Consider the following 23,209-nt stretch of genomic DNA (forward strand, 5'->3'; position numbering starts at 1 on the left):
CCTCCCCAGCCTCGTCGTGGCCCTCCTCCAGGGGCTCGCCGCCCCGCGCATCGCTGCGGCCGGCGCGTCCCGGAGGCCGCCCGGCCGGGCGGGGGGTCGCCGCCACCGCACCACCAGCACCACTCCCACCTCGAACACAGCCACCGGATAGGAGCACCGACGTGCACATCCCCTCAAGGCGCGCGCTCAAGGGCCTCGTGGTCCTCGGCGCCGTCGTGCCGCTGCTGGCGCTCAGCGCCTGCAGCTCCGGCACCCGCACCGCATCGAACTCGGGCGCCTCCGGGGCGCCGACCGACGGGGTCCTCACCGTCGGGCTGCTCGGCGACATCGGCCAGCCGCCCGACCCGGACATCTACTACGCCAACAACGGCACCGCGATCATGATCAACGCGTACGAGGGCCTCGTCCAGTACAAGAACGACACCGACCAGGTCGAGATCGCGCCGCGGCTCGCGACGTCGTGGGAGGTGAACGCCGACAGGACCGAGTACACGTTCCACCTGCGGAAGGGCGTGAAGTTCCACGACGGGACCGACTTCACCTCCGCCGCTGTGGACGTGGCGTTCAAGCGCCGCATCGCCGTCAAGGGCGGCGCGGCCTACATGGTCGACGTGGTCAAGTCGGTCGCGACGCCCGACGCGCTGACCGCGGTCGTCACGCTGAAGCAGCCCAACGCGGCGTTCCTCAGCTACCTGGCGTCGCCGTTCGGGCCGAAGATGGAGTCGCCGACCGGGCTGACGAAGAACGCGGGCGGCGACGACGCCCAGACGTACCTGTCGACGCACGACCTGGGCACCGGTCCCTACGAGCTGACGACCGCGGAGACCGGTCAGAAGTACGTCCTGACGCGGTTCAAGGACTACTGGGGCCCCTCCTCGCCCTTCACGCGCATCGACCTGCCCGTCTACACGGACGAGTCGGCGCTCGAGCTCGCCTTCGACAAGGGCACCGTCGACACGATCGTCGCGGCGCTGCCCTCGTCGAGCCTCGACAAGTACGCGAAGGCGAAGGGCGTCGCGAACTACTTCCTCCCGACGCTGCAGGGCGCGCTCGTCACCGTCAACCCGAGCCACGGGTTCTTCACGAGCAGCGCGGCCCGCGTCGCGTTCCTGAAGTCGATCGACCAGCAGAAGCTGGTCGACCAGGTGCTCGGCAAGCGCAGCGAGGTCGCCACCACGATGTACGCGAAGGGCATGGTCGCCTCCGGGGACCAGCAGGCGATCTCGTACGACGCCGGCGCGCTCTCCGGCTACGTGTCGGGGCTGTCCGCCGCGCAGAAGGGCGCGAAGCTCGTGATCGGCTACGCGAACGGCAACGTGAACGCGCAGCAGATGACTGACCTCGTGGTCGCGAACCTGCAGGCGGCGGGGCTGACCGCCTCCGCGCAGGGGTACGACACGTCGACGGTGTTCGGGTGGATCAACGACCCGAGCACGGGACCGGACGCCTTCATCGACGGCAACAACGGCCCCGACGGCGGCGACCCGTACATGTGGGGCCACGTCTTCTGGGACGCGTCCGGCGGCATCAACTACTTCGGCTGCCAGTCGCAGCAGGTGAACTCGCTGCTGAACGAGGCCGTGAAGACCGGCGACACGGCGAAGTACACCGAGGCCGGGAAGCTCTACGGCGCGACCGGCTGCTTCCTGAACCTGTCGTACAACAAGGACTGGGTCGTCGCGAAGAGCTGGCTCACCGGCGTCGCGGCGGCGCAGAACCTCGGCGCGAACGAGCTGAACTTCAGCCTGCTCGGCATCGAGAAGTGATCCAGCGGCGGGCGTCCCGGCGGCTCCCTGCCGCGGGGCGCTCGCCGTGGACGGAAGGAGGCACGGGGTGACGGACTCCGTCGTCGCGCCCGCGCGATCGTTGTCGCGGCTCGTCTACGACACGGTGCGCGACCGCATCATCCTCGGCCAGTACGAGCAGGGGAGCCGGCTGCCGGAGCAGCGGATCGGCGAGGAGCTCGACGTGTCCCGCGTCCCGCTGCGGGAGGCGGTGCCGCTGCTCGAGCGCGACGGCTTCGTCCGCACGACGCCGCGTCGCGGCGCCGTGGTGGCGTCGTGGTCCGAGAAGGCGATCGACGACCTGTTCGACGTGCGCCTCTGCCTCGAGGTCGGGGCCGCCCGGCACGCGGCCCGCCAGGTCTCCGCCGGGGCGTCCCTCACGCGGCTCGACACCGCCCTCGACGACGCGCACCACGTGGTCGATGAGCGGGACGCCTACGCGATCGCGCGAGCGAGCACCGCGTACCACGAGGCGATCGTCGAGACGGCGGCGAACGACCTGATGCTGAAGATGATGCGCACGATCTCCGGCCGGATGACCTGGCTGTTCCACCTGACCAGCGGCCTGTCGGCCGACGACGCCTACGACGACCACGTCGCCCTGCGCGACGCGATCGCCTCCGGCAACGAGCGGGTGGCGGAGTCGGTCGCCTACGCGCACATCGAGCGCGACCGGCTGCCGTCGTTCGCCGCGATGCAGGCCCACATCACGGCCTGAGGCAGCGCGCCTACGGCTGCTCCAGCTCGTCGGTGCTCGGGAGGTAGACGAGCCGCCCGTCGGCGTCGTACGTCGTGCTGCCGGTGGCGTCGCGGAAGAGGACCGGCATGCTGCCGGTCTCGGTGCGGCGCAGGCGCGCGGTCGGCGTGCTCTCGCCGGACGCCCGCAGCGCCTCCGCCTCCGCGCGGAAGTGGGTGCGCACGTCGTCGGCCGCGCGGGCGTTCAGGTGCCAGTTGTCCGTGTACGCGGGCAGGTTGCCGTAGCGCTGCCGCAGGTAGTGCCGGATGCGCTTCTGGTCGATGCCGAGATCGCGCTCGAGGTCCGCCGGGGTGGTGTCGTCCGCCACGGTCGGAGCGTAGCGCCGCCGGCAGACAGCGCCGCGCTCACGATCCCACCGGCAGGTCCGCCGCGAAGCGGGTCGTGTTCCGGTACGCCAGCGCCATGATCGTGAGCACCGGGTTCACGCCGCCGTTCGTGACGTGCACCGACCCGTCGGCGACCAGCAGCTCGGGGTGTCCCCAGACCCGGCCCCACGGGTCGGTGACGCCCTGCGCGGGCGTCGCGCTCATCCGCAGGGTGCCGGCCTGGTGCTGGCCGCCGCTCGGGCCCTCCGGACGCTCGTCGGCGTCCATCCGCACGACGTCGCGCGCGCCGCTCGCCTGCAGCCAGTCCGCAGCGCGGTCGGCGAGGAGGCGGGCGGTCCGGCGGTCCTCGGGATGGATGTCGCCGCTCAGCCGCGCGACCGGGACGCCGAACCGGTCCACGACCACCGGGTCGAGCTCGACGCGCGCGGCCGGGCTCGGCACCTCCTGCGCCGGGCCGAACACCATCTGCATCCGGGACCACAGCCGGCGCATGCCGCTCTTCGCGTCCGCGCCCCACCGCGGGATCACGCCGAGGCCGGTGAGCGTGCCCCACACCGTGATCGGCGTCGGCACGAAGTCGTTCGCGATCATGCCGCCGCCGACCACGCCGTCGTTGCCGTGGCGGAAGTCGTTCGTCGCGATGTTCGGCCCAGGGCCGAGCCCGTCCTGCACCGCCTCGTCGAAGAACCCGATCGCGCCCGCGTACACGTGCGACTGCAGGTGCCGGCCGACGTGGTCGTGCGCGTTCCCGATGCCCCCGGGCTCGCTCGGGGTTCGGCTGTGCAGCAGGAGGCGGGCGGACTCGATCGCGCCGGCGGCGACCACGACGCGGTCGGCGGCGACCTCGAGGCGGCGGGCGACGCCGTCCTCCTCCGTCACGAGCGCGACGCCGACGACCGCGCCCGCCTCGTCGGTGATCAGCCGCTCGGCCTGCACCAGCGGCAGCAGGTCGCAGCGCCCGGTCGCGAGTGCGCGCGGCAGGGCGGTATCGAAGCCGCCGTTCTTCGCGCCCGCATGGCACGCGAAGCCGACGCACGCGCCGCACTGCACGCACGCGGGCCGGCCGTTGTACGGCACCGAGTTGATCAGCAGCGGCACCGCCGCGGTCGCGAGCCCGAGCGTCTCCGCGCCCGCGCGCAGCACCCGCGTCGATCGGGTCTCGGGCAGCGGCGGCATCGGGTAGCCGCGCCGGCGTTCGCCCGCGAAGGCGACCGGGCGGTCGTCGCCGTTCACGCCGTACTCCCACTCGCAGCGGTCGTACCAGGGCTCGAGGTCCTCGTACCCGATCGGCCAGTCCGCGAGCGAGCTGCCCTCGGGCACCCCGTAGGTCGTCGCCATCCGGAGGTCGAGCGGCGCGAACCGCCACGCCTGCGCGCCGTAGACCCGGGTGCCGCCGCCGACCGCGAACGCGTTGGCGCTCCAGGCGGAGGCGGGCGCGTGCACCACGGCGGCGGCGCCGCCCGCGACGCTCACCCGGGGATCGCCATCGGGCGACGGCCCGGTGCGGGTCGGATACCCGGTCCAGGAGCGCTCGCTGCGCAGGTGGTCGAGCGGCAGGTCGGCGCTCGACCACGACGCGCCGCGCTCGACGAGCAGCACCCGCATGCCCGCCTCCGCCAGCACCTGCGCCGCGATGCAGCCGCCCGCGCCGGCGCCGATCACGATCGCGTCGTACCGCGGCAGCACCGCGTCGAGGGCGATGGTCGGGCCCGGAGCCGCCTCGACCGCTGGCCAGGTGCGCCCCTCCGCGAGCTCCGCGTAGCCGAGCGACGTCCAGCCGATCCGGTCGCGGTTGCCGCCGTTGCCCGGATCGCCGTAGTAGCCCTGCGCGCAGAGCTCGGCGAGCAGGCGGACGAAGCCGGCGTCGCTGCGCTCGAGCAGCGCGTCCTGCTCCGGCCCGGCCAGGTCGAGGAAGCCCGCCGCGTCGAGCGCGTCGAGGCCGGCGACCACCTCCGGCAGCCGCGGCGCCTGCTCGCGCTGGAAGATCAGCCGGAGGAAGTCGCCGACGCCCGACTCCCATCCCGACGGCAGGTCGTCGGCGGGGATCATCCGGTCGACGACCGCCCGCAGCAGGGCGTCGTGGCGAGGGGAGCCGAGGACCGTCATCAGTCCTCCTCGTCCGCGCGGAGGCGCAGCACGAGGCGGAGCACGGACAGAACCGCGTCCGGCAGGGCCTCCTCCGCCACGCCGGCGAGGGGCCCGTCCAGCCTGCGCTCCAGCGGGACGACCTCGCGGATGCGGCGGAGGACCGCCGCCGGCACGTCGAAGTCGCCGATCGCGGCGAGCGTGTGCCGCAGCGCGTCCGCGGCCGGAGGATCGAGCGTCGGCAGGATGCGGAGCGGCAGGTCGAGCAGCCCGCGGGCGTCGCCGCCCTCGAAGGACGGGTCGATCACCTCGCCGTAGAGCAGCACGTCGACCGCCATCAGGCCCGATCGCGTCTCCTCGTCCACCACCGGCAGCGCGACGATCCGCTCCGCCAGCCGGCGGGCGCGGGCCTCGTCGCCCAGGTCGAGCGCGGCGATCGCCTTCTCGGCGAGGTTGTCCCCGGCCGCGAGCCACGTCTCCGTCTCCGCGTTCCGCTGCGCACCGCTGGCCTGCCGGACGGTGCCGAGGGCGCGCGCGGTGTCGCGGTCCAGCCGCTGCTGCAGCTCGCTGAAGTCGTCGTCGGTGAGGCGGGCCATGCGTCGACCGTACGGCGGTCGGGCCTACGCGCGCTCACCGCCATGACGCCCCCGCGGCCTGGGATCTCGGCGGCGGCCGAGCGGCCCGCTGCCGGCACCCGGCACACTGGGCGCGCCAGCGCTGCGGACGATGCGCGCTCCGTGCGGAGGAGGATCCGGTGCGGCTCGACGACGACCTGACCCGGACGACCGGGCGCACCGCGGGCGCCTGATGGCGCGCGCTGCAGACGTGTCGCTGCCGGACCTGCGGCGCGACGCCGCGATCTTCACCCGCTCGGCGACCGCCTTCTTCCGGGACCTCGAGCAGGACAACTCGCGCGAGTTCTTCACCGCGCACCGCGACCGGTACGACCGGGCGATCCGGATCCCGATGGAGGCGCTGCTCGCGCACGCCGAGGACCGCTGGGGCCCCGGCCGGGTGATGCGCCCGAACCGCGATGTGCGGTTCAGCGCGGACAAGTCGCCCTACCGCCTGTCCGCCTCTCTGTGGGCGAGCAGCGGCGCGGCGGGCGTCTACCTGCAGCTGAGCCCCGCCGGGCTGGAGGTCGGCGGCGGCCTGTACGAGCCGTCGCGCGACCAGCTGGCCCGCGGCCGGGCGGTGATCGCCCGCGGCGGCCGGGCCCCGGACGCGCTGCGGAGCGCCGTCGACGCCCTGACCGCCTCCGGGTTCGAGGTCGCCGGCCCGTCGCTCAGCACCGCGCCCAAGGGGTACCCGCGCGACCACCCGGCGATCGAGCTGCTGCGCCTCCGGCACTACGCCGCGGTGCGGCGGCTGCCGGTGAGCGCGACGCTGGCCGAGGTGGACGCCGCGTGGGAGGCGGTCGAGCCGCTCAGCGCATGGGTCGACGCGCACGTCGGCCAGGCGGAGTCCTGGCCCTGAGCCTGTTGCGGGTCAGAGCGGCAGGTCAGTGCGGCAGGTCAGTGCGGCAGCGTCAGCACATACGGGATCGCGCAGGCGAGCGCTATCACGACGCCGACGCCGATCGAGGCGGATCGCTGCCGGATCGCCGAGCGCCGCTGCGCTCGGGGGTCGACGAGGACGAGAAGGGGTGCGGGCATGGGGAAGCTTTCGGGGGAGGCGGGGTTCCGGATCGGGTAATCCAGGTGCCCGAAGGGTCCCGCCGCCGATGAGGGCGGACAAGTCCCCGAACGGGTGGCGAGGCCGGTGCGCTCTGTCAAGCGATCAGAACGGCACCTCGTCGGACGCGTCGGTCTGCCGCACCTTCACCGTCGGCCTCGTGAACTGCACCCCGCCCCACTTGTTCCGGGAGCGGATGCGCCCGTCGGGCATCATGGTGCTGTCGGCGAAGCCGGCGTCCTTGCCCTGGTGTGCTTTGCGGCAGAGGACCTGCAGGTTGTCGTGGCGGGTGCGGCCGTCGTGCTCGACCCGGACGATGTGGTCGATGTCGGCCCGATGCGCGGGGAGACCGCATCCGCAGCCGCAGGTCGGCTGCCGGAAGTGGATCAGCTTCTTCAGCCCCGCCGGGATGTACCGCTCGGACGAGTCGATCGCGAGCACCGCGTCGTCGACCGGGTCCACGACGACGCGGGTCCAGGTCCTCGTGTGCGCGACGATGACGCGAGCCGTCTCGGCGTCGATCGTGCCCATGCCGGCGACCTCGCCCGGCACGTCGGTCGCGCCCGTCGCGGTCTCGGCGGGCACCACGACCATGATCGTCGCGTCGATCAGCGTGCGGGCCGGGTCGTCGGTCTCGCCGAGGCGCTCCATCGGGAACGACGGGCCGCCCTCCTCCGGCCCGCGCATCCGGCCGCTGAGGATCGCGTCGATCGCCTCGTCGACCATCAGCGCGCCGAGGGTGCGGCACTCGCCGTCCGGTCCGTGCGCGGCGACGGCGTTCCTGCGGATGCGGTCGTAGGCGGCGGCGATGTCCGTCGCCGTGGAGTGGATCTCGAGCACCGCCTGCCCCTCGCCCTCGGCACGGGCGCGGACGAACCGGCGGTCCGTCGCCGCCTTGTGCCGCTCGGTCGTCCCGTCGGGATCGAGCGTGTCGCGGAGGTCGCTGAGCCTGCGCTCGACGGCGGTCGGCCGCTCCTCCTGGACCAGGGCCGCCGCGCGCTCGTCGAATGTCGCGAAGTGCCGCGCAGGCAGCCCGAACGCCTGCGTCGCCGCGACCACCGCGGCGCGCTCGGAGGTGAGCCCGCCGAGGAACACGGCCCACGTCCTCGGCAGGTGGTCGCGCAGCATCCGCGCCGCGTCGAGACGCCGCTCGACGTCGTGCCTGGTGGTGCGCAGCTCGTTCGCCTGGTGCAGGTAGAAGCTGGTCACCAGCGGGTCGTCCAGTCGCAGCGGGGAGCCCGTCCGCTCCTCCTCCTCGAGCAGCATCGCGTCGAGGCCGGCGAGCATCAGGTGCAACCGCACGGCTTCGGCCGCGCTGACCATCCGTTGCGCGTGCTGGAGGGCGCCGGTGAACAGCTCCTCCCGGGCATCGAGCTCCGCGTAATCCGAGACGGGTTCCGGCGGTGGAGTGCCGCCTCGGTGTGTGGGTTCCGACATGCAGACACCTCACCACACCCCACCGACAGACATTAGAACACGTGTTCGACCAGGCGAGGCAGGGATCGAGCGCCGCTGTCCGACCCCAGCCCGACAGTGTCGCCATGGCGCCCGTGACCCCGATCCGCCCGATGGCGGACGGCACGTTGATCGAATTCTTCCTGAACGAGGGGATCGGGCTGACGGGAACGCGCCTGCATCGGGTGGACGCGGCGCACGGCGATCTGCTCGTCTGCTTCGCCGAGCACCTGCCGCAGATCGATCCGGGGGCCGAGGAGCGCCTCCGGCTGCTGCGGCGAGGCGGCGACCGGCCGGACGCGGCCGCCCGCGTCGCTGCCCCGGAGGTGATCCTGGTCGTGCTGCCGTTCTTCCTGGACGAGCCTCGCTGGCACGGCCGCGAGCTGCAGGACCGGATCGTGCGCAGCCGGCTCGCGTGGAGCCTCGCGCAATGGATCGGCGAGGAAGGCGACTCGTACGAGGCGGTCCGCGCGGCCGTCTGCAGGTCGCAGAAGGCCGTCCGGAAGACCAAGGCCGACGCCGCTCGGCGGCACCTCGAAGAATCCGGGACGGTCCCGCCTCAGCTGCTCGCGCTGCTGCAGCAGATGGATACGCGGCGGCAGGAGGCGGAGACCGCCGGACGCATCAGGTGACCGCTGGAACGGGACCGCGATTCCGCTGGCCGGAGACCCAGCAGGCCTCCAGCGGCCTCAGAGGTTCGCGTTGCAGAGGACCCGCGCGTTCGGCCACGCGGCGACCGTCGGCGCCGCGAATGCACCGGCCGGGTCGGGCTCGGTGTTCCGCAGCACCAGCTGCGACACCTTCGACATGGCGAGGTCGATCGTCTTGGTCGTGCCGTGCTTCACGGTGGGCGCGACCTCCGCCACGTCGCCGAAGTACACCGAGAAGGCGATGGACGCGGCGGCCGGGCTGCTGTCCGTCAGGCCGATCGTGGAGCGGAACGTGCGGCAGTGGTTGCCGAGCTCGAAGGTGGCGGCGCCGGTGCCTCCGGCCGGCACGTCACCCGCGAGCAGCGACCCGTACCGCTTGCCGGCGACGGTGAGGTTCGTCTGCGCGGAGACGGCGGCGTTGACGTCCGAGCTGCCATCCGTGCTCGCGACCGGCAGCTGGACCAGCGGGAGCCAGGTCCAGAGCGTCGTCGATCGGGAGGCGTTCGATCCCTTCAGCGTCGACGACCCGGAGAACACGACGCGGAAGGTGTGCTTGCCGGTGAGAGACGCCTTGATCGTGATGCGGATCGAGAAGGTCCGGTTGCCTTTCACGGTCCCGCCGCCCGGGTAGGACGACCACGACGCGCCGTCCTTGATCTGGACGCCGAGCCGCTTGCCGACGAGGTTCGACGAGGCCGTGCCCTTGAGGTCGGCCTTGCCTCCCGCGATCAGCACGGCGCCTTTGTCGGTCTTCGTCGCCACGTGCGAGATCGCGGTGAGACTCAGCGACGTCCCGGACTTCGCCGCGGCCTGCGCGGGGGAGGCCAGCCCGACGGCGAGTCCCAGGGCGACCGTCGCGGACACGACCAGCGCCGCCCACCGCCTCCCCGTGATGGCTCGACCCTGTGCCGTCCGGTCAGCGTTCATGGCAGCTCCTCCTCGATCCGCGTCGCAGCCGCATGCTATGAAGCGGGCGGATGCGGGGATAGCCGGACTTTTCGAGGGATCCGGAGGGGGCGCGCCCGTGTCCGGGGACCGATCAGGTCGCGTTCAGGCTCGCCGGCCGCCGGGTCGCGAGCAGCACGGCGGCGGGCTCCGTAGGCAAGCGCGGTCTGCGGGCTCGGCGAATAACACGGCTGTCATTCGCCCCCCGAACGAGTGGCGGCGCAATTCCCCTGGTCAAGCGCGAAAAGGAGTGTCGGAACCCCCTGTCATCCTCCTGTTCCACCGCCCGAACGGAAGGAATCACGATGACCGATTCGAACCACTCCGCACTGCTGCTGATCGTCGACCGCAGCGGCTCGATGGAGAGCATCCGCGACGAGATGGTCGGCTCGCTGACCACCCTCCTCCGCGACCAGGCGCAGCAGCCCGGTCTGCTCACCGTCGACGTCGTCACCTTCGACGACCGCATCGAGACCACGCAGGTGCAGGCCGACCCGTCGACGATCGAGATCGAGCTCGCGCCCCGCGGCATGACCGCGCTGCTCGACGCGATCGGCATCGGTGTCTCCGAGTTCGGCGGCCGGCTCGCCGCGCTCCCGGAGCACGCCCGCCCCGGCACCGTGCTCGTCGTCGTCGCGACCGACGGCCACGAGAACGCCATCCGCGAGTGGCAGCCGTCCGCCATCAAAGGCCTGCTCGACCAGCAGCGCGAGCAGTACGGCTGGGACTTCGTGTTCCTCGGCGCCAACCAGGACGCGATCACCACGGGTGCCTCCCTCGGCTTCGCTGCGGACAGCGCGCTCGACTTCGACGCGGACGCCCAGGCGGTCGCGCCGGCGATGGCGTCGCTGAGCGCCTACGTGTCCGCGAACCGCTCGGGCCGTCGTGGCTCCTTCACGCAGGAGGACCGGCGCAATGCCTCACGTCGCCACTCCTGAACCGTTCGCGGTCGGCACCGTCCGCATGCTGCTGACCGGCGGCAGCCGGGCGATGGTCGTGCTCGACGACGGCCGCACGGTCACCGTCTGCCAGGAGCAGGTCACCCCGCTCGTGCCGCTCGACCGCGTCCTCGCGGTCGGCATGCGCGTCCACGGTCAGGTCGACGCCAGCGGCAAGGAGCTGCTGCTCGCGCTCGAGGTGCCGTCAGCGGCGCTCCTCGACGTGCTGTTCCCCGGCGGTGTCGTCACGCCGGCCCTCGTCACGAGGGTCGGCGAGCTCGGTGGCGAGCTGGCGCTGCACCCGAACGTGCGGATCGCCATCTCGCGCAGCGACGTCTCCTCCAACGCGAAGGATCGGGTCGACGGCCTGCTCGAGGTCGGCGAGACCGTCGCCGCTCGGGTGTTCCGCCACGCGGACGGCACCATACGCCTCCGCACCATCGACGTCGATGACGACGAGCCCATCCAGGCGGCGCTCGCGCTGCTGGCCGACGGTCCCGAGTGGATCGAGTTCCCGCCGGAGCCGGAGGTGGTGGAGGAGGTCGTCGCGGAGGCGGTCGCCGCCATGCAGGCGGTCGCCGAGCAGGTGCAGCAGCTGGTCGAGCCGGCGCCGGTCCGCGGGGCGCTGCGATCCGTCCAGCTCGCCCTCGACGCCGAGCGGGCCGAGAGCGCACGGCTGCGGCGCGAGCTCGACGCGGCCAAGGCGACGACGCCGGAGGAGATGCGTGCGGTGCGCGCCGACCTCGGTGTCGCGCTGCACGAGGTGGCCGACCTCGGCGCCCAGCTGAAGTCCGCGCGCGCGGATGTCGCGAAGCTCCGGAAGGCGAACCGCGACGCCACGAAGGCCGCCGCAGCAACCGCGCGCGACCGCCGCGCGCGGTTCCTCGACGCGGAGAGCTGGCTGCGGTTCGAGCTGCATCTGACGTGGATCGATCGCGTGGAGCCGCAGGAGCGCGAGCAGTACGCGCTGCCGGTCGACTACGTCTTCGGCGCCGAGTTCGCGTCATCGCTCGAGATGCTCGACGACGACCGCCTCGAGAAGGCGCTGCGGGCGTGCGTCGACGTGCTGACCGGCCGGGCGGCGACGATGCCGGCTCGAGCGGTGCACGCGCTGCGCACGAGCGAGTCCGGAGGCGCTCCCGACGTCGTCCGCGCGGACGGTGCTCGCTGCATGCGCTGCGCGATCGAGAACGACACGGCTTCCGCCCGCCGCCTCCACTTCTGGAAGCGTCGCGACGGGGTGGTCGAGCTGAGCCGGGTCGTCGTGCACGACGACATGACGCCGTGAACGAGGAGTCGAACGTGCTCGCGGTGCCCGTCGGCATCGTGCTGGTGCTCGGCTTCTGGTTCGCGTGCTCGATCGCGAACCACCAGGCCGTCGACACCGACTACTCGGGCACGTGCACGCGAGCGCTGCCGCAGAACTGCTGAGTCAGCAGCCGGTCATGCGGCCGGGAACCACTCGTTCAGTCGGCGATAAGCGGTTTCGCGGGTCTCGTGATCGACCGGGCCGGTACGCCGCAGCAGCTTGGTGAGGCCGCGGCGCCCGCGGAGCGGGATGCCGTCGATGTCCTGGTCGATCCACGGCATCTCGGTGCCGTAGAAGCAGAGCGCTCCCCGCACCGGGACCTCGGGCATGACCTCCTGCATCGCGGCGCGGACCGCCTCGACCTGACGGTGCAGGCCGTCGATGAGCTTCGTCTGGTCGCGCCCGCCGATCCGGAGCTCGGCGACGCGCGGGGTGAACAGGCCGCCGCTCCGCCGGACCTCGAGGCGCCCCTTGTGCGACTTGGCGTCGATGACCCAGACGCCGGTCGGCACCACGGCGATGTGGTCGATGTTGGCCCGGGACAGTCGACCGTCCGGACGCCGCAGCAGTCGATCGTGCAGGACCATCGCGTCCTCGAGCGTGCCGAGGCTGGCCGCGACCGCGCGTTCGCCCTCGGCGCCCTGCGCCCAGACCTTCGTCGATGACGGATCGCCGACGAGCGCGAGCGCGAGCGGTCCGAGGCGCGGATGCGCGGTCAGCACACGCGCCCGGCGAGCGTCATGCCGGCGGTCGAACTCGCGCTGTGCCGACCCGCCTCCGGCATTCGCGACCCACGACGCCTCGGATGCGGAAGGTGCCGGCTCGTCGACGTCAGCGGGGCATTCGAGACAGGTGACCGTTCTCGACTCCGCGTTCCATCGACCGCGCACGCCCGCGGGCAGCTCGCTCCGGCATTCGACGCAGACGTCGGGACGTCGAAGGACGAGGACCTTCTCGCTCACTCCTCGAGCATGCGGCGACGGACGCGGTCATGCAGGACCCACTTCGAGCGACAGGCTGCTGCACGCCCCCGGCCGATAGCCCTACGCCCGCCGATAGAACCGCGCGGGCTTGCCGATGGTCCCCACGGACGTCCGCCCGGTCTCGACGACGCGGTCGTTGCGGACCATGCGCCGGCGGAAGCCGTCGACCGACAGCTCGACGCCGGATACGGCTTCGTGGACGTGCTCGAGCTCGAGCAGGGTGAACTCCTCCGCCAGCAGGTGGTGGGGATCCGCGTCGTTCGCGTACGCCTTCCGGATCCACTCGACCGCGAGCTCGACGATGTCGGCGTGGTCGTACTTGAGCCGAAGGCCGAGGATCTCGTCGATCGGCGTCAGGCGCAGGTCGTCCGATCGGGTCAGCCGGTCGGAGGCGACGACCGCGACGTGCGCGACCGAGAGCACCCAGCCCCTGTTGTCCCGCTTCGGGCGGTCGAAGACGTGCAGCTGCTGCGGCTCGATGCCCTTCAGCCCGACCTTCGCCTTCAGCGCCCGCTTGGCTGCGGTGACGAGCACCTCGCCCTCGTGGAGGAAGGTGCCCGGCAGCCGCAGGTCGCCGTCGGAGTCCGTCAGCACCACCTGCAGCACCTCGTCGACCACGGTCAGCACCGCGGTGTCGACGGCGACGGACGGGCGGGGGTAGTCCTCGAGCGTCCTGCCCGAGGAGTCGCGGTAGACGTCCGGCGCATCGGTCATGACGACACCCTATTGCTTTCTTGCCCACATGGCGGTAACTTACTAACTGTCAGCCCGACAGTTAGGAATACCCACCATGAACCACGACCTCTCCATCATCGACGTCGGCACCGGCCGCCGACGCGGCCCGCTCACCACCTTCCCGGTCTGGATCGACCTGCCCTCGATCCCGGGCATCGTCTGGAAGACGGACGACCTCGCCGTCGGCGAGCTGCCGACCGGCCCCAGCGTCAGCCACCTCCTCGTGGAGAACCCGGCCGACCGGCCCACCCTGCTGCTCGAGGGCGACCTGCTCGCCGGCGGCATGCAGCACCGCATGGCCGCCTCCAGCACGCTGCTCGCGGCAAACGAGTCGACGCCCGTCGACGTGCTCTGCGTCGAGCAGGGTCGCTGGTCGGGGAGCGGGCCCACCGCTCGACCGGCCGCCGTGCCGGCTACGTGGTGCGCCAGCGCGGCCTGGCGGCGATGCAGCGCGGGACGAGCGCCCAGGGTGACGTGTGGTCGCAGGTGCACCGTTACGACATGGCCTTCGCAGCGTCGCCGACCTCGTCGATGCTCGACCACCTGGACCGGATCGACGACGAGCCCATCCGACGCATGAGCGGCCAGCGCGGCGTGATCATCGGCATCGGCGGCCGCGTCATCGGCATGGAGCTGTTCGGCAGCAGCCGCGGCCTCGCCGCGCGCTGGGACGGCCTCATCCGCGCCGCGCAGCTCGACGCCCGCATGGCGCCGGACCGCGCGACGCCGGCGCAGGCCGCCCGCGACTTCGTGCGGGCGCTCGGCCGTACCTCCCTCCGCGACGGCGAGCGCGCCGGCCTGGCCACCGCGGTCCGCTCGGACCACGGCCCACTGCGCGCGAGCGGCGTCCGCGGCGCCTCCCTCCCCGGAGCGCCCCTGCTGCACCTGACCGCGTTCGACGACACCCACCCGCTGCTCGTGGCGGCGTGAGGAAGGAGACCCTGATGAGCACCGAACAGGTCGCACTGGCGCGAGGCATCGCCTACGCCGCCCACGTCGGCGTGGTCGACAAGATCGGGCAGCCGTACATCGACCATCCGCGCCGGGTCGCAGCCCGGCTCGGGCGGCTCGACGAGCAGGCGGTCGCCTGGCTGCACGTCGTCGTCGAGGACACGGACGTGAAGGAGGAGGTGCTCCGCGCCGCCGGCGTCGACGAGGAGGTGATCGCGGCGGTCCTCCTGCTCTCCCGAAACATGGGGGACAAGGACGGCTACTACGAGCGGATCAAGGCGTCGCCGCTCGCGCGAGCGGTGAAGCTCGCGGACATCGCCGACAACACGGATCCGGCGCGCACCGCGCTGCTGGACGAGGAGACCCGGAACAAGCTCGCTGAGCGGTACCGGAACGCACGACGCGCCCTGGGCGCCGAGGAGGAGAACGAATGAGTGCAGAGATCAACGACCGCGCCGCAGGCGCCATCGTCGGGATGGCGTGCGGCGACGCGCTGGGCGCCCCCTACGAGTTCAAGCCGGCCCAGGCCGACGACGCCGCCGTCGAGATGAAGGGCGGCGGGAACATCGGCTGGGAGCCGGGGGAGTGGACCGACGACACCTCGATGGCGATCCCGCTGCTCGAGGTCGTGGCCCGCGGCGACCGGCTCGAGGGCTCGGCGCTCGACGAGGTCGTCACCCGCTGGCTCGAGTGGAGCCGGGTGACGAAGGACATCGGTATCCAGACCTCGACCGTGTTCCGCACGGCCAGAGCTGCCGGCACCGCGGACGCGATGCTCACGGCCTCGCGGGACTTCACGGCGACGCACGAGCGCTCAGCCGGCAACGGCTCCCTGATGCGCACGACCCCGGTCGCGCTGGCGTACCTCGACGACGAGCCCGGCCTGATCGAGGCCGCCCGCCTGGTGAGCGACATGACGCATGCCGACCCGCTCGCCGGCGACGCCTGCGTGCTGTGGTGCCTGGCGATCCGGCACGCGATCCTGACCGGCGACCTGAATCTCCGGGCCGGGCTCGACGCGATCGACGAGTCCCGCCGCGACGGCTGGGCCGAGCGCATCGACGAGGCGGAGGAGAAGCAGCCCCGCGACTTCCCGAGCAACGGGTGGGCCGGAGGCGCGCTGCAGGGCGCGTGGTCGGCGATCGTCCACGGCGACGACCTGGTCGACATCCTGGAGCGGGCGGTCCGCGGCGGCAAGGACACCGACACCGTCGCGGCGATCGCGGGCGGCCTCGCGGGTGCGGTCTACGGCGCCTCCGCCCTCCCGGCGCGCTGGCGCCGCATCCTCCACGGCTGGCCCGGCCTGGACGCGGACGACCTGACGCGGATGGCGATCCTCGCCGTGCGGCACGGCAGTTCGGACGGCGACGGCTGGCCGGAGGCGGACCGGTTCGAGCCGTCGCGCCTCCACACGCTGGTCAAGCACCCGCATGACGAGGGCGTGTGGCTCGGCTCGCTGGCCGCGCTGGACGACCTCCCCGCCGAGATCGACGCCGTCGTCTCGCTCTGCCGGGTCGGCAAGCAGCAGACCGACCGCGAGCAGGTCGAGTTCTGGCTGATCGACAAGCCCTACTCGAACCCGAACCTCGAGTTCATCCTGCGCGACGCGGCGGACACCGTCGCGGCGCTGCGGGCGGAGGGGAAGACGGTGCTGGTGCACTGCTTCGAGGGCAGGAGCCGCACGCCCACCGTCGGCGCCGCGTACTCGCTGCTGCACCTCGGCAAGCCGGCCGACTTCGCGCTGCGCGAGGTGAAGGCGGAGCTGCCGTACGGGGAGCCGGGGTGGTACTTCGTGGATGCGCTCAACCAGCTCGAGACGTCGAAGAACGAGGAGCCGAGCGAATGACCGACGCATCGAAGCCCGTGCTCTACGTCGACCTCGACAACACGCTGGTCGACTTCCAGAGCGGCATCGACCGCCTGCCGTTGAAGGCGTTCGCCGAGTACGGCCCGTCCGCCGAGGAGCCCGACGGCCACTACGACGACGCTCCCGGGATCTTCTCCCTGATGGAGCCGCTGCCCGGCGCGATCGAGGCGTTCCGGGCGCTGGCGAAGGAGTACGACGCGTACATCCTGTCGACGGCGCCTTGGCACAACTCGTCGGCCCGGCAGCACAAGCTCGAGTGGGTGCAGCTGCACTTCGGCGTGGCGGAGTTCGTCGACGGCGAGCGGAACCCCGCCTACAAGCGGCTGATCCTGTCGCACCACAAGGCGCTCAACCGCGGCGCTTTCCTGGTCGACGACCGGCTGCACCCGGGCTTCGAGGGGGAGCAGCTGCTGTTCGCTAGCGCGGACTACCCGGACTGGGCAGCGGTCACCGCACGGCTGCTCAGCAGGGCCGAGTAGATGCTCGATTGGCTCGCCGCGAACTGGACCGAGGTCCTCGGATTCGGCACCGGCGCGATCTGCGTGCTCCTCGCCGCCCGGCGGAACATCTGGAACTTCCCGATCGGCATAGCGAACAACCTGGTGTTCATCGTGCTGTTCGTCGGGGCCGCGCTCTACGCGGACGCCGGCCTGCAGATCGTCTACCTCGTGCTCGGCGCCATGGGCTGGGCCGCCTGGGCCCGCCGAGGCCGGGAGGAGGAGGTCGGCTTCGCGAAGCGCACGCCCCGCCCGGCGGTCGTGCCGCTGGTGGTCGCGGCCGTCGTCGGAACGGTCGTGCTGACCTTCGTCCTGACGACGTTCACGGACTCGACGACGCAGCTGGCCGACGCCTCCACGACCTCGGTCAGCCTGGTCGCGCAGTTCATGCTGAACCGGCGGTGGATCGAGAACTGGTTCGTCTGGATCGCGGTCGACGTCGCGTACGTCGGCCTGTACGCGGTGAAGGGCCTCTGGATCACCGGAGCGCTCTACCTGCTCTTCATCGCCCTGTGCGTCGGCGGCTACCGCGCCTGGATGAGACACCGCGCGATGGAGGTGGACGCCGGCCCGAACCCGACCCTCTCGCTGGTCGAGGAGGGCGCTCCGCGCCCGTCTCGAGACCCCCGAGCCTCCGTCGAAACGTGACCAAGCGGTTCCGCCACGGCCTTGTCCTCGGCAAGTTCTACCCGCTGCACGTCGGCCATTCGAACCTCATCCGCACGGCGCTGCGGATGTGCGACCGGGTGACGGTCGAGCTGCTCGTGAACTCCGCGGAGACGATCCCGCTCGAGACCCGGCTCGCCTGGCTGCAGGAGGAGCACCCGACCGCGAACGTCGTCGCCGCGATGGACGACGCGGAGGTGGACTTCGACTCGCCGACCGCCTGGGACGAGCACATGCTCGTGATCGAGGGGCTGCTGGACGCTCCGGTCGACGCGGTGTTCACGTGTGACGACTACGGCGTCGAGCTGGCCCGCCGCCTCGACGCGGAGTGGGTGCAGGTCGACCCGGGTCGTGTGCTCAACCCGGTGTCCGGTACGGCGGTCCGCGCGGACGTCGAGGGTCACTGGTGGGCGCTGGCGCCGTGCGTGCGGGCGTCGTTGGCGCAGCGGGTGGTGGTCCTGGGCGCGGAGTCGACCGGCAGCACGACGCTGGCGAGCGCGCTGGCGGAGGACCTCGGGACGCTATGGGTGGAAGAGTACGGCCGCCAGTACAGCGAGATCCGCCCGGGCGGCTTCACCGCGCCGTGGCGAAGCGACGAGTTCGACCTGGTCGTCGACCGGCAGATCGAGTTGGAGGATCGAGCGCTCCGCCGGGTCCCGAAGCCGCTGCTGATCTGCGACACGGACGTGCTCGCGACGGCGCTGTGGCACGAACGGTACGTGGGGGAGCCGGCGCCGCGGATCCTCGAGCGGGCGGCGGCGCACCCGCCGGCGCTCTACATCCTCACCGGCGACGAGATCCCGTTCGTGCAGGACGGGCTGCGCGACGGCGAGCACATCCGCAGCGCGATGCAGGAGCGGTTCCGGGAGGTCCTCGCCGTGCAATCCGTGCAGTGGATTGAGGTACGTGGGGCACTGGACGAGCGGGTAAGTGCGGCACTGCGATCTGTCAGCACACTTGTCGGCGTCGGAGTGACAGCTCTCTAGTCCTTAGCCGCGAAGGACCGAATGGCCTCGTTTAATGTTGCGAAGACGCTCGCCAACGTCTCGCCAAGCTCGTATGGCCTGTATGCGTAAAACTGGTCTCCTTCGTACTGGATTATGCCAATCGTCGTTCTGCCGTCTCCTCCCTGGACGTGGTACCAGCGACCTGGTGCGAGCGGCTTTCCTTCGAACGTGTCGGACTGCCAGCGGGCGACTGTGGCGCTGTGCCCGTTCAGGTCGATCGGACCGAAGGTCCCGATTTTGTCAATTTCGTCAGGCGTCGGCATAGCGTTGACTGCTCCACTTTTCGTCTTGCTTGGTTGCTTCTGGTTCAACGAGGTTCGCCAATTGTATTGGTGCGAGTCTGAGTGTACATCGGGATTTTCCCGATGTCTGTCGAATATCTGAGGGGCTCTGACTTTGATGGGAAGTCCGAGCTCAACCTCAGGCGCTGCGGGCGAACTCCTCGAAGCGGTGCGCTAGCTTCTCGCGGTCGGGTCGTTCAGACGTTCGACGAGGCACCTGTAGCGCCTGTTTATCCATGGCTTGGATCCCGTATCGAAGCATGGGCCCGTCGACCTCCAGCATCAACTCCTGGTTGATATGAATAACGTAATCGGGAGATAGCCCTAGGAAGTTTCGGTCGTAGGCCGCGTGGTGAATCTTGCAGAGCGCGACGCCGTTTCTTACTTCCGGAGCTCCGGCATCGTCGCGGTCTGGAATGATGTGCGCTGCATCGAGCAGGTCCGCGTGCCTGAGCGAGCAAACCGCGCAGCGGCTCTCGTAGGCGTACATGACCTTCGCGCGGAACAGCGGTTGGTGAAGTCTCTGACGTGTAACACGCTCGGCATATGACCGTTGTGCCTCGTTCATCGCGTCCGGGTCGCCGAAAGAATGTAAGTCTTCGCCGATAGTCAGTAACACTGCCTGCTGACCCGGCAGATCGGTCACGTAGGCCGGATAGTCCGCGATGAATACTTTCCGCCTGATTGACCGAAAATATATGACTGGCGCGCGCAGCTCAGCCGCTCGCCGAAGCTTCACGTTGGTTCCGCCTTCGCCGCCGTCTTGATACTCGTAACGCACGAAACCGCCGGCGACCGGCTCGTCTGCATACGGACCGCCGATGGTCGTCATGACGCTCAAGGTCGCCGAAAAGTTAGCCGGATTGCGAATCCCCCTGCTCTGGTCGAGGAGCTTCAGACGCTCGCCCTCGAACGTGAAGCCTTCCAGCTCCTCACGAGTCAGCTCAGACTGGCCAGTCGCCATCTTCGAGTCGAGCCATGCAAACGCAGCCAAACGCGCTGCCATCTCCCGTTCAGCCGTGAACATAGGGTCATTCTCCATCCCCAAAAGCTGAGATCCGTGGTGGCCGTAGGTCGATCGCCCTCACCGACTCGACATCCACCCCACGCTCCTCGAGCAGCGCGAGCATGTCCTCCTGCCGCGGCTGCCCGAGCGTGAGCCGATACAGCGTCATGTCCTTCTTCAGCCGTTCGTACCGCTCGCGATCTCGGCTCAGCGGGTAGATCGGGACGTGGCGCTCGATGGTCGCGGGCCCTGGGTAGATCCAGTGCGGTGAAAACTCACCGAGGCCCGGGTCCGGGTTGCGAGCAGCGGCGTCGAATGCCGCGCGCCACGGGTTCGGGTCCGAACTCCTCAGCACGTCCTCCCAATGCGCGTGCGCCACGTTCTTGCGCACCGCGTGGCCGCCGTAGCGATCCACGCGGCCCTCGCGCTGCTCGAAGTCGACCGGGTTCGGCGGCAGGTTCCAGTGCAGCACCGAGTGCGACCACCAGTGGAAGTCGATGCCCTCCTGCCCGACGCTCGTCGAGGCCAGCACGTAGGGCGGGAACGGGCTGTTGAACGCGTTGCGCACCTCGGGCTGACGCGCGGCCTCGGCATCCTGCCGCGTCCCGCCGTACTGGACGGCGAAGCGCGTCGACATCGCGATCGTCCCCTCCGCCTTGGTGTTGCGAACGCGGTACGTCGCCGGCCGCAGGGTGATCGCCGCCGACATCCGGCGAGCGATCGTCACGAGGGCCTCGTCGGTGAGCGGGAGGCCGCCCCGATCGCTGTCGAGCTGGAACGCGTACTCGTCCAGCACCGCCTGCAGGTTGCCGTCCGAGCAGTACCGCAGCACCTGCCGCCAGTAGACGCCATCGTCGCCGTACAGCTGGTCGAGCAGCAGCATCGTCTCCACACGACCGAACAGGCTCCGCAGGCCACTCGCGACGATCGCCGCCGCCCGCCAATGACCGGCCGAGGTGGCGGTGTCATCGCCGGTTCGAAGCCGCCCGAGCGCACGCCACGCGATGTTGCCCGGGCCGTGCAGTGCGAGCAGCGCGACGTGCGCATGGTCGCGCGGTCCCTCCTCGTCGAGCATGCCGATGGCCACTCGGACGTGCTCGACGAGACCACCGGGGGCGTCATCCGAAGCGGCGTCCTCAGTACCGCCCGACAGCGCCTCGCTCAGATTGCTAACGGTTAGCAGCCCCCGAATCTCGTCGGGGCGACGGAAATACGACTCCCAAGGCTGGCCGTCCTCGGACCCGCAGTTGAGCGCGATCTCGGCGAGGTGCTCCGCCTCCTCCGGCGCCACGAGGTCGTGTTGGTCTCGCGCGAACCGGAAGGGATCCGCCTGCGCGGCGAGCAGTGGGTGCGGCCAGAACAGGGCGAGCGTGGACATCGCCGCTGCGCGAGACCCCTCCATCGCCCACGCAAGACGGGTGCGGATCCCGCGCCGCGTCTCGGGCACGTTCGATCCGATCAGCCGGCTGCCCTGCACGGCGTGCCGATCCGCCTCGTAGCTCAGGATCGTGCTGATGGCGACCGGCGTAGCACTCCACGCGGAGAACACGACGCGCTTGGTGATGTCGAGCGGCTGGAGGCCCTCATAGACGCCGGTCGGCGTCAGGTAAGGCATCGCTGCGGGCAGCCAGAGCAGCTTCCACAGATTCGCGCCGACCGTCTGATCGACCAACCCGCGAAGCGGTGCTGATCCGGGATCGAGCGGCTCGTACCGATGGACGACACCCTCGTCGATGGAGGGGAGGGCGGCCACCGCGGCGACCGCGGGGCCGGCAGTCTCTGGGTCGTCGAGGGCGTGACGGAGCGACCGCTCGACGCGGTAGCCGTCGAGGAACGAGCCGAAGTAGGGGATGGACTTCCAGTAGTCGAGCGGGATCGCGACATCCAGGACCTTCGCCAGGTCCTGGAGTCGCCGATACCCGACGAGGTCGGAGGAAGTCGGCAGCAGGTCGGTCGGCAGCACCTCCCGGACGGTTCGCGTCACCGGCCGCTCGTTCCGGCTCATCACCTTCAGCAGGGCGCCACGCAACGCCTCCGCCTCGTCGCCCGCGCCGGTCCCGGTGAGGATCGCTGAGCGGTAGGCGGCGTAGCGGTCGAGCAGCGGCGCGGCTGCGCTCGGGCTGCCGGCGAGGAACTGCAGCGTCGCGACCAGGTCGGCGAAGTGGTCGTCCTCACCGCCGTCCGTCGATCGAGTGAATGGCTTGTACGGCGTCGCCGAGAGGAGGAGTGCCCGCGCTGCCTCGTACTCGAACAGGTGGTGAGCGATCTCGGCGGCCTCGCCGCTGTCCGGGTCGAGAAGGTGCCTGAAGCGCTGGAACTCGTCCAAGATCACCAGATCGGGTTCGAGGGCGGCGACGCTCGCCTTCGCGAGCTCCTTCCGGAACTCACCGGTGAGATTCCTGGCGGTGCGCCACACCTCCGGAGACAGCTCCGGGCCGTCGACCTCTCGGAGCGCGGAGCGGTAGCGCTCTCCCAGCCCGTTGAGCGCGATGCGACGACCGAAATCCTCCGCGATCGTCTGATCGCCGGAGGCAGCCAGCCGCGTGCGGGTCCAGTCGACGATCTCTGCGAGCCGCTCGACGGAGGCGACCGTGCCTCGGAAGAAGCTGAGCGAGGCGTGCTCGAGCGCCGCGTCGAACTCGGGGTCCGCGGTGAGCAGCGCATGGATCAGTGCGCGCTCCTCCTTCGATCCCGTCCGCCACCCCTGCATGTCGAACGACGTGCCCGGCGTGAAGGAGATGAGGTTGACGCGCTTGGCGCCTCCCTCCTTCGCGCCCGCGAGCCGCCCGGAGGAGAGCGCCAGCAGGCTGAGTCGGCTCGTGAACGCGATGTCGTCGGATCCGGTGACGTTGAGGCGAACGAGGTTCTGCCGGGCGAGGTCGCTGTTCGAGCAGACGTAGACGATGTCGATGCGATCGACCGAGTCGTCGTGCTGCAGCTCGTCGATCGTCTCCGCGATGACGCCGCGGGCGACGACGCTCTTGCCCAGGCCGGTCTCGTCCGCGACCAGGAACCGTCGCGTCGCGTCCTCATCGCGGTAGAAGCGGCGGACCACGTGGGCGACCGCATCGCGTTGAAAGCCCGTCAGTCCGGCCAGGACCTCGTCGCGCTGAGCGCTCATCGGGCGACCTCGCTCTGCGCTAGCACGACGACGTCCCACAGATCGGAGAACCCCTCCGGGAAGACGTCGGTGCCGGCGTCCCGAAGGCGGTGGATCACCCGGGTGAGGTCGTCCAACCCCTTGCCTCCCGAGCCGACCGCGCGCACCAGCGACTCGAAGACTCCGGCTGTGC

General features: G+C 71.0%; 22 protein-coding genes and 1 pseudogene. 13 read left to right on the forward strand and 10 right to left on the reverse strand.

Annotation, left to right across the window (positions count from 1 at the left end):
• Positions 1-161: 161 nt before the first annotated feature.
• Together ACFE60_RS08120 and ACFE60_RS08125 are read left to right on the forward strand one after the other, a co-directional pair.
• Positions 162-1,766 (forward strand): ABC transporter substrate-binding protein, encoded by a 1,605-nt coding sequence (locus ACFE60_RS08120; RefSeq protein WP_375388348.1) that lies wholly within the window; start codon positions 162-164, stop codon positions 1,764-1,766.
• A gap of 67 nt (positions 1,767-1,833) precedes the next feature.
• Complete coding sequence (locus tag ACFE60_RS08125; RefSeq protein ID WP_375388349.1) at positions 1,834-2,502, forward strand: GntR family transcriptional regulator; 669 nt, start codon at positions 1,834-1,836, stop codon at positions 2,500-2,502.
• Positions 2,503-2,512: 10 nt separating this feature from the next.
• Here the strand turns inward: ACFE60_RS08125 and ACFE60_RS08130 are convergent, their stop codons facing one another.
• From ACFE60_RS08130 to ACFE60_RS08140, 3 genes are read right to left on the reverse strand one after another with little or no spacing between them, the layout of a single operon-like run.
• Entirely contained in the window at positions 2,513-2,848 is a 336-nt protein-coding gene (locus ACFE60_RS08130) for a hypothetical protein (protein ID WP_375388350.1), read from the reverse strand.
• A 37-nt stretch (positions 2,849-2,885) separates the two neighbouring features.
• Positions 2,886-4,973: a GMC oxidoreductase gene (locus ACFE60_RS08135; protein ID WP_375388351.1), complete on the reverse strand. Its 2,088-nt coding sequence runs from the start codon at positions 4,971-4,973 to the stop codon at positions 2,886-2,888.
• Positions 4,973-5,548 (reverse strand): hypothetical protein, encoded by a 576-nt coding sequence (locus tag ACFE60_RS08140; RefSeq protein WP_375388352.1) that lies wholly within the window; start codon positions 5,546-5,548, stop codon positions 4,973-4,975. The genes ACFE60_RS08135 and ACFE60_RS08140 overlap by 1 nt, the downstream gene beginning before the upstream one ends.
• A 229-nt stretch (positions 5,549-5,777) precedes the next feature.
• On the opposite strand from ACFE60_RS08140, the gene ACFE60_RS08145 reads away from it, so the two are divergent.
• On the forward strand, positions 5,778-6,428 hold the full coding sequence (locus ACFE60_RS08145) for a DUF2461 domain-containing protein (RefSeq protein WP_375388353.1): 651 nt from the start codon (positions 5,778-5,780) through the stop codon (positions 6,426-6,428).
• A gap of 38 nt (positions 6,429-6,466) precedes the next feature.
• On the opposite strand, the gene ACFE60_RS08150 is transcribed toward ACFE60_RS08145, so the two are convergent.
• Both ACFE60_RS08150 and ACFE60_RS08155 read right to left on the reverse strand, forming a co-directional pair.
• On the reverse strand, positions 6,467-6,607 hold the full coding sequence (locus tag ACFE60_RS08150; protein ID WP_375388354.1) for a hypothetical protein: 141 nt from the start codon (positions 6,605-6,607) through the stop codon (positions 6,467-6,469).
• A gap of 124 nt (positions 6,608-6,731) precedes the next feature.
• Complete coding sequence (locus ACFE60_RS08155; RefSeq protein ID WP_375388355.1) at positions 6,732-8,063, reverse strand: DUF222 domain-containing protein; 1,332 nt, start codon at positions 8,061-8,063, stop codon at positions 6,732-6,734.
• A 104-nt stretch (positions 8,064-8,167) separates the two neighbouring features.
• On the opposite strand from ACFE60_RS08155, the gene ACFE60_RS08160 reads away from it, so the two are divergent.
• On the forward strand, positions 8,168-8,713 hold the full coding sequence (locus ACFE60_RS08160; RefSeq protein ID WP_375388356.1) for a hypothetical protein: 546 nt from the start codon (positions 8,168-8,170) through the stop codon (positions 8,711-8,713).
• A gap of 57 nt (positions 8,714-8,770) precedes the next feature.
• On the opposite strand, the gene ACFE60_RS08165 is transcribed toward ACFE60_RS08160, so the two are convergent.
• On the reverse strand, positions 8,771-9,658 hold the full coding sequence (locus ACFE60_RS08165) for an NPCBM/NEW2 domain-containing protein (protein ID WP_375388357.1): 888 nt from the start codon (positions 9,656-9,658) through the stop codon (positions 8,771-8,773).
• A gap of 323 nt (positions 9,659-9,981) precedes the next feature.
• Between ACFE60_RS08165 and ACFE60_RS08170 the strand changes: the two genes are divergently transcribed.
• The 3 genes from ACFE60_RS08170 to ACFE60_RS08180 are packed head-to-tail and all read left to right on the forward strand — an operon-like array spanning position 9,982 to position 12,045.
• Complete coding sequence (locus ACFE60_RS08170) at positions 9,982-10,614, forward strand: VWA domain-containing protein (protein WP_375388358.1); 633 nt, start codon at positions 9,982-9,984, stop codon at positions 10,612-10,614.
• Complete coding sequence (locus tag ACFE60_RS08175) at positions 10,592-11,902, forward strand: hypothetical protein (protein ID WP_375388359.1); 1,311 nt, start codon at positions 10,592-10,594, stop codon at positions 11,900-11,902. Before ACFE60_RS08170 ends, ACFE60_RS08175 begins: the two co-directional genes overlap by 23 nt.
• The gene (locus ACFE60_RS08180; RefSeq protein WP_375388360.1) at positions 11,899-12,045 is read left to right on the forward strand and encodes a hypothetical protein; all 147 of its coding nucleotides are present in this window, start codon (positions 11,899-11,901) and stop codon (positions 12,043-12,045) included. The genes ACFE60_RS08175 and ACFE60_RS08180 overlap by 4 nt, the downstream gene beginning before the upstream one ends.
• Positions 12,046-12,057: 12 nt before the next feature.
• On the opposite strand, the gene ACFE60_RS08185 is transcribed toward ACFE60_RS08180, so the two are convergent.
• Both ACFE60_RS08185 and ACFE60_RS08190 read right to left on the reverse strand, forming a co-directional pair.
• Positions 12,058-12,645 carry a nuclease-related domain-containing protein gene (locus ACFE60_RS08185; protein ID WP_375388361.1) on the reverse strand — a complete coding sequence of 196 codons (588 nt, stop codon included), beginning with the start codon at positions 12,643-12,645 and terminating at the stop codon, positions 12,058-12,060.
• A gap of 321 nt (positions 12,646-12,966) precedes the next feature.
• Positions 12,967-13,620, reverse strand: coding sequence for an NUDIX domain-containing protein (locus ACFE60_RS08190; RefSeq protein ID WP_375388362.1), 654 nt, complete (start codon positions 13,618-13,620; stop codon positions 12,967-12,969).
• 76 nt (positions 13,621-13,696) lie between these two features.
• Between ACFE60_RS08190 and ACFE60_RS08195 the strand changes: the two are divergent.
• The 6 genes and pseudogenes from ACFE60_RS08195 to ACFE60_RS08220 all read left to right on the forward strand — a co-directional run bounded on the left by ACFE60_RS08195 (position 13,697) and on the right by ACFE60_RS08220 (position 18,608).
• Positions 13,697-14,571, forward strand: a pseudogene (locus ACFE60_RS08195) (ARPP-1 family domain-containing protein).
• A 14-nt stretch (positions 14,572-14,585) separates the two neighbouring features.
• Positions 14,586-15,026, forward strand: coding sequence for a phosphohydrolase (locus tag ACFE60_RS08200; RefSeq protein ID WP_375388363.1), 441 nt, complete (start codon positions 14,586-14,588; stop codon positions 15,024-15,026).
• The gene (locus ACFE60_RS08205; protein WP_375388364.1) at positions 15,023-16,438 is read left to right on the forward strand and encodes an ADP-ribosylglycohydrolase family protein; all 1,416 of its coding nucleotides are present in this window, start codon (positions 15,023-15,025) and stop codon (positions 16,436-16,438) included. The genes ACFE60_RS08200 and ACFE60_RS08205 overlap by 4 nt, the downstream gene beginning before the upstream one ends.
• Positions 16,435-16,938, forward strand: a complete 504-nt coding sequence (locus tag ACFE60_RS08210) for a hypothetical protein (RefSeq protein ID WP_375388365.1) — start codon at positions 16,435-16,437, stop codon at positions 16,936-16,938. The genes ACFE60_RS08205 and ACFE60_RS08210 overlap by 4 nt, the downstream gene beginning before the upstream one ends.
• Positions 16,939-17,604 carry a nicotinamide riboside transporter PnuC gene (pnuC, locus tag ACFE60_RS08215; protein WP_375388366.1) on the forward strand — a complete coding sequence of 222 codons (666 nt, stop codon included), beginning with the start codon at positions 16,939-16,941 and terminating at the stop codon, positions 17,602-17,604.
• Positions 17,601-18,608 carry an AAA family ATPase gene (locus tag ACFE60_RS08220; protein WP_375388367.1) on the forward strand — a complete coding sequence of 336 codons (1,008 nt, stop codon included), beginning with the start codon at positions 17,601-17,603 and terminating at the stop codon, positions 18,606-18,608. The genes pnuC and ACFE60_RS08220 overlap by 4 nt, the downstream gene beginning before the upstream one ends.
• 441 nt (positions 18,609-19,049) lie before the next feature.
• Here ACFE60_RS08220 and ACFE60_RS08225 read toward each other — a convergent pair whose 3' ends face one another.
• Positions 19,050-19,952, reverse strand: a complete 903-nt coding sequence (locus tag ACFE60_RS08225) for an HNH endonuclease (protein ID WP_375388368.1) — start codon at positions 19,950-19,952, stop codon at positions 19,050-19,052.
• Positions 19,942-23,037, reverse strand: a complete 3,096-nt coding sequence (locus ACFE60_RS08230) for a helicase-related protein (RefSeq protein ID WP_375388369.1) — start codon at positions 23,035-23,037, stop codon at positions 19,942-19,944. Before ACFE60_RS08230 ends, ACFE60_RS08225 begins: the two co-directional genes overlap by 11 nt.
• Positions 23,038-23,209 lie beyond the last annotated feature (172 nt).

The organism is uncultured Amnibacterium sp., assembly GCF_964245895.1.
Taxonomy (GTDB): domain Bacteria; phylum Actinomycetota; class Actinomycetes; order Actinomycetales; family Microbacteriaceae; genus Amnibacterium.

What these genes read in the sequence shown, in the direction of transcription:
- ACFE60_RS08200 (WP_375388363.1), top strand. Translation starts at nt 14,586, where the DNA reads ATGAGCACCGAACAGGTCGCACTGGCGCGAGGCATCGCCTACGCCGCC.
- ACFE60_RS08170 (WP_375388358.1), top strand. Translation starts at nt 9,982, where the DNA reads ATGACCGATTCGAACCACTCCGCACTGCTGCTGATCGTCGACCGCAGC.
- ACFE60_RS08210 (WP_375388365.1), top strand. Translation starts at nt 16,435, where the DNA reads ATGACCGACGCATCGAAGCCCGTGCTCTACGTCGACCTCGACAACACG.
- ACFE60_RS08230 (WP_375388369.1), bottom strand. Translation starts at nt 23,037, where the DNA reads ATGAGCGCTCAGCGCGACGAGGTCCTGGCCGGACTGACGGGCTTTCAA.
- ACFE60_RS08175 (WP_375388359.1), top strand. Translation starts at nt 10,592, where the DNA reads ATGCCTCACGTCGCCACTCCTGAACCGTTCGCGGTCGGCACCGTCCGC.
- ACFE60_RS08160 (WP_375388356.1), top strand. Translation starts at nt 8,168, where the DNA reads ATGGCGCCCGTGACCCCGATCCGCCCGATGGCGGACGGCACGTTGATC.
- ACFE60_RS08140 (WP_375388352.1), bottom strand. Translation starts at nt 5,548, where the DNA reads ATGGCCCGCCTCACCGACGACGACTTCAGCGAGCTGCAGCAGCGGCTG.
- ACFE60_RS08150 (WP_375388354.1), bottom strand. Translation starts at nt 6,607, where the DNA reads ATGCCCGCACCCCTTCTCGTCCTCGTCGACCCCCGAGCGCAGCGGCGC.
- ACFE60_RS08190 (WP_375388362.1), bottom strand. Translation starts at nt 13,620, where the DNA reads ATGACCGATGCGCCGGACGTCTACCGCGACTCCTCGGGCAGGACGCTC.
- pnuC (WP_375388366.1), top strand. Translation starts at nt 16,939, where the DNA reads ATGCTCGATTGGCTCGCCGCGAACTGGACCGAGGTCCTCGGATTCGGC.
- ACFE60_RS08205 (WP_375388364.1), top strand. Translation starts at nt 15,023, where the DNA reads ATGAGTGCAGAGATCAACGACCGCGCCGCAGGCGCCATCGTCGGGATG.
- ACFE60_RS08225 (WP_375388368.1), bottom strand. Translation starts at nt 19,952, where the DNA reads ATGGAGAATGACCCTATGTTCACGGCTGAACGGGAGATGGCAGCGCGT.
- ACFE60_RS08135 (WP_375388351.1), bottom strand. Translation starts at nt 4,973, where the DNA reads ATGACGGTCCTCGGCTCCCCTCGCCACGACGCCCTGCTGCGGGCGGTC.
- ACFE60_RS08155 (WP_375388355.1), bottom strand. Translation starts at nt 8,063, where the DNA reads ATGTCGGAACCCACACACCGAGGCGGCACTCCACCGCCGGAACCCGTC.
- ACFE60_RS08165 (WP_375388357.1), bottom strand. Translation starts at nt 9,658, where the DNA reads ATGAACGCTGACCGGACGGCACAGGGTCGAGCCATCACGGGGAGGCGG.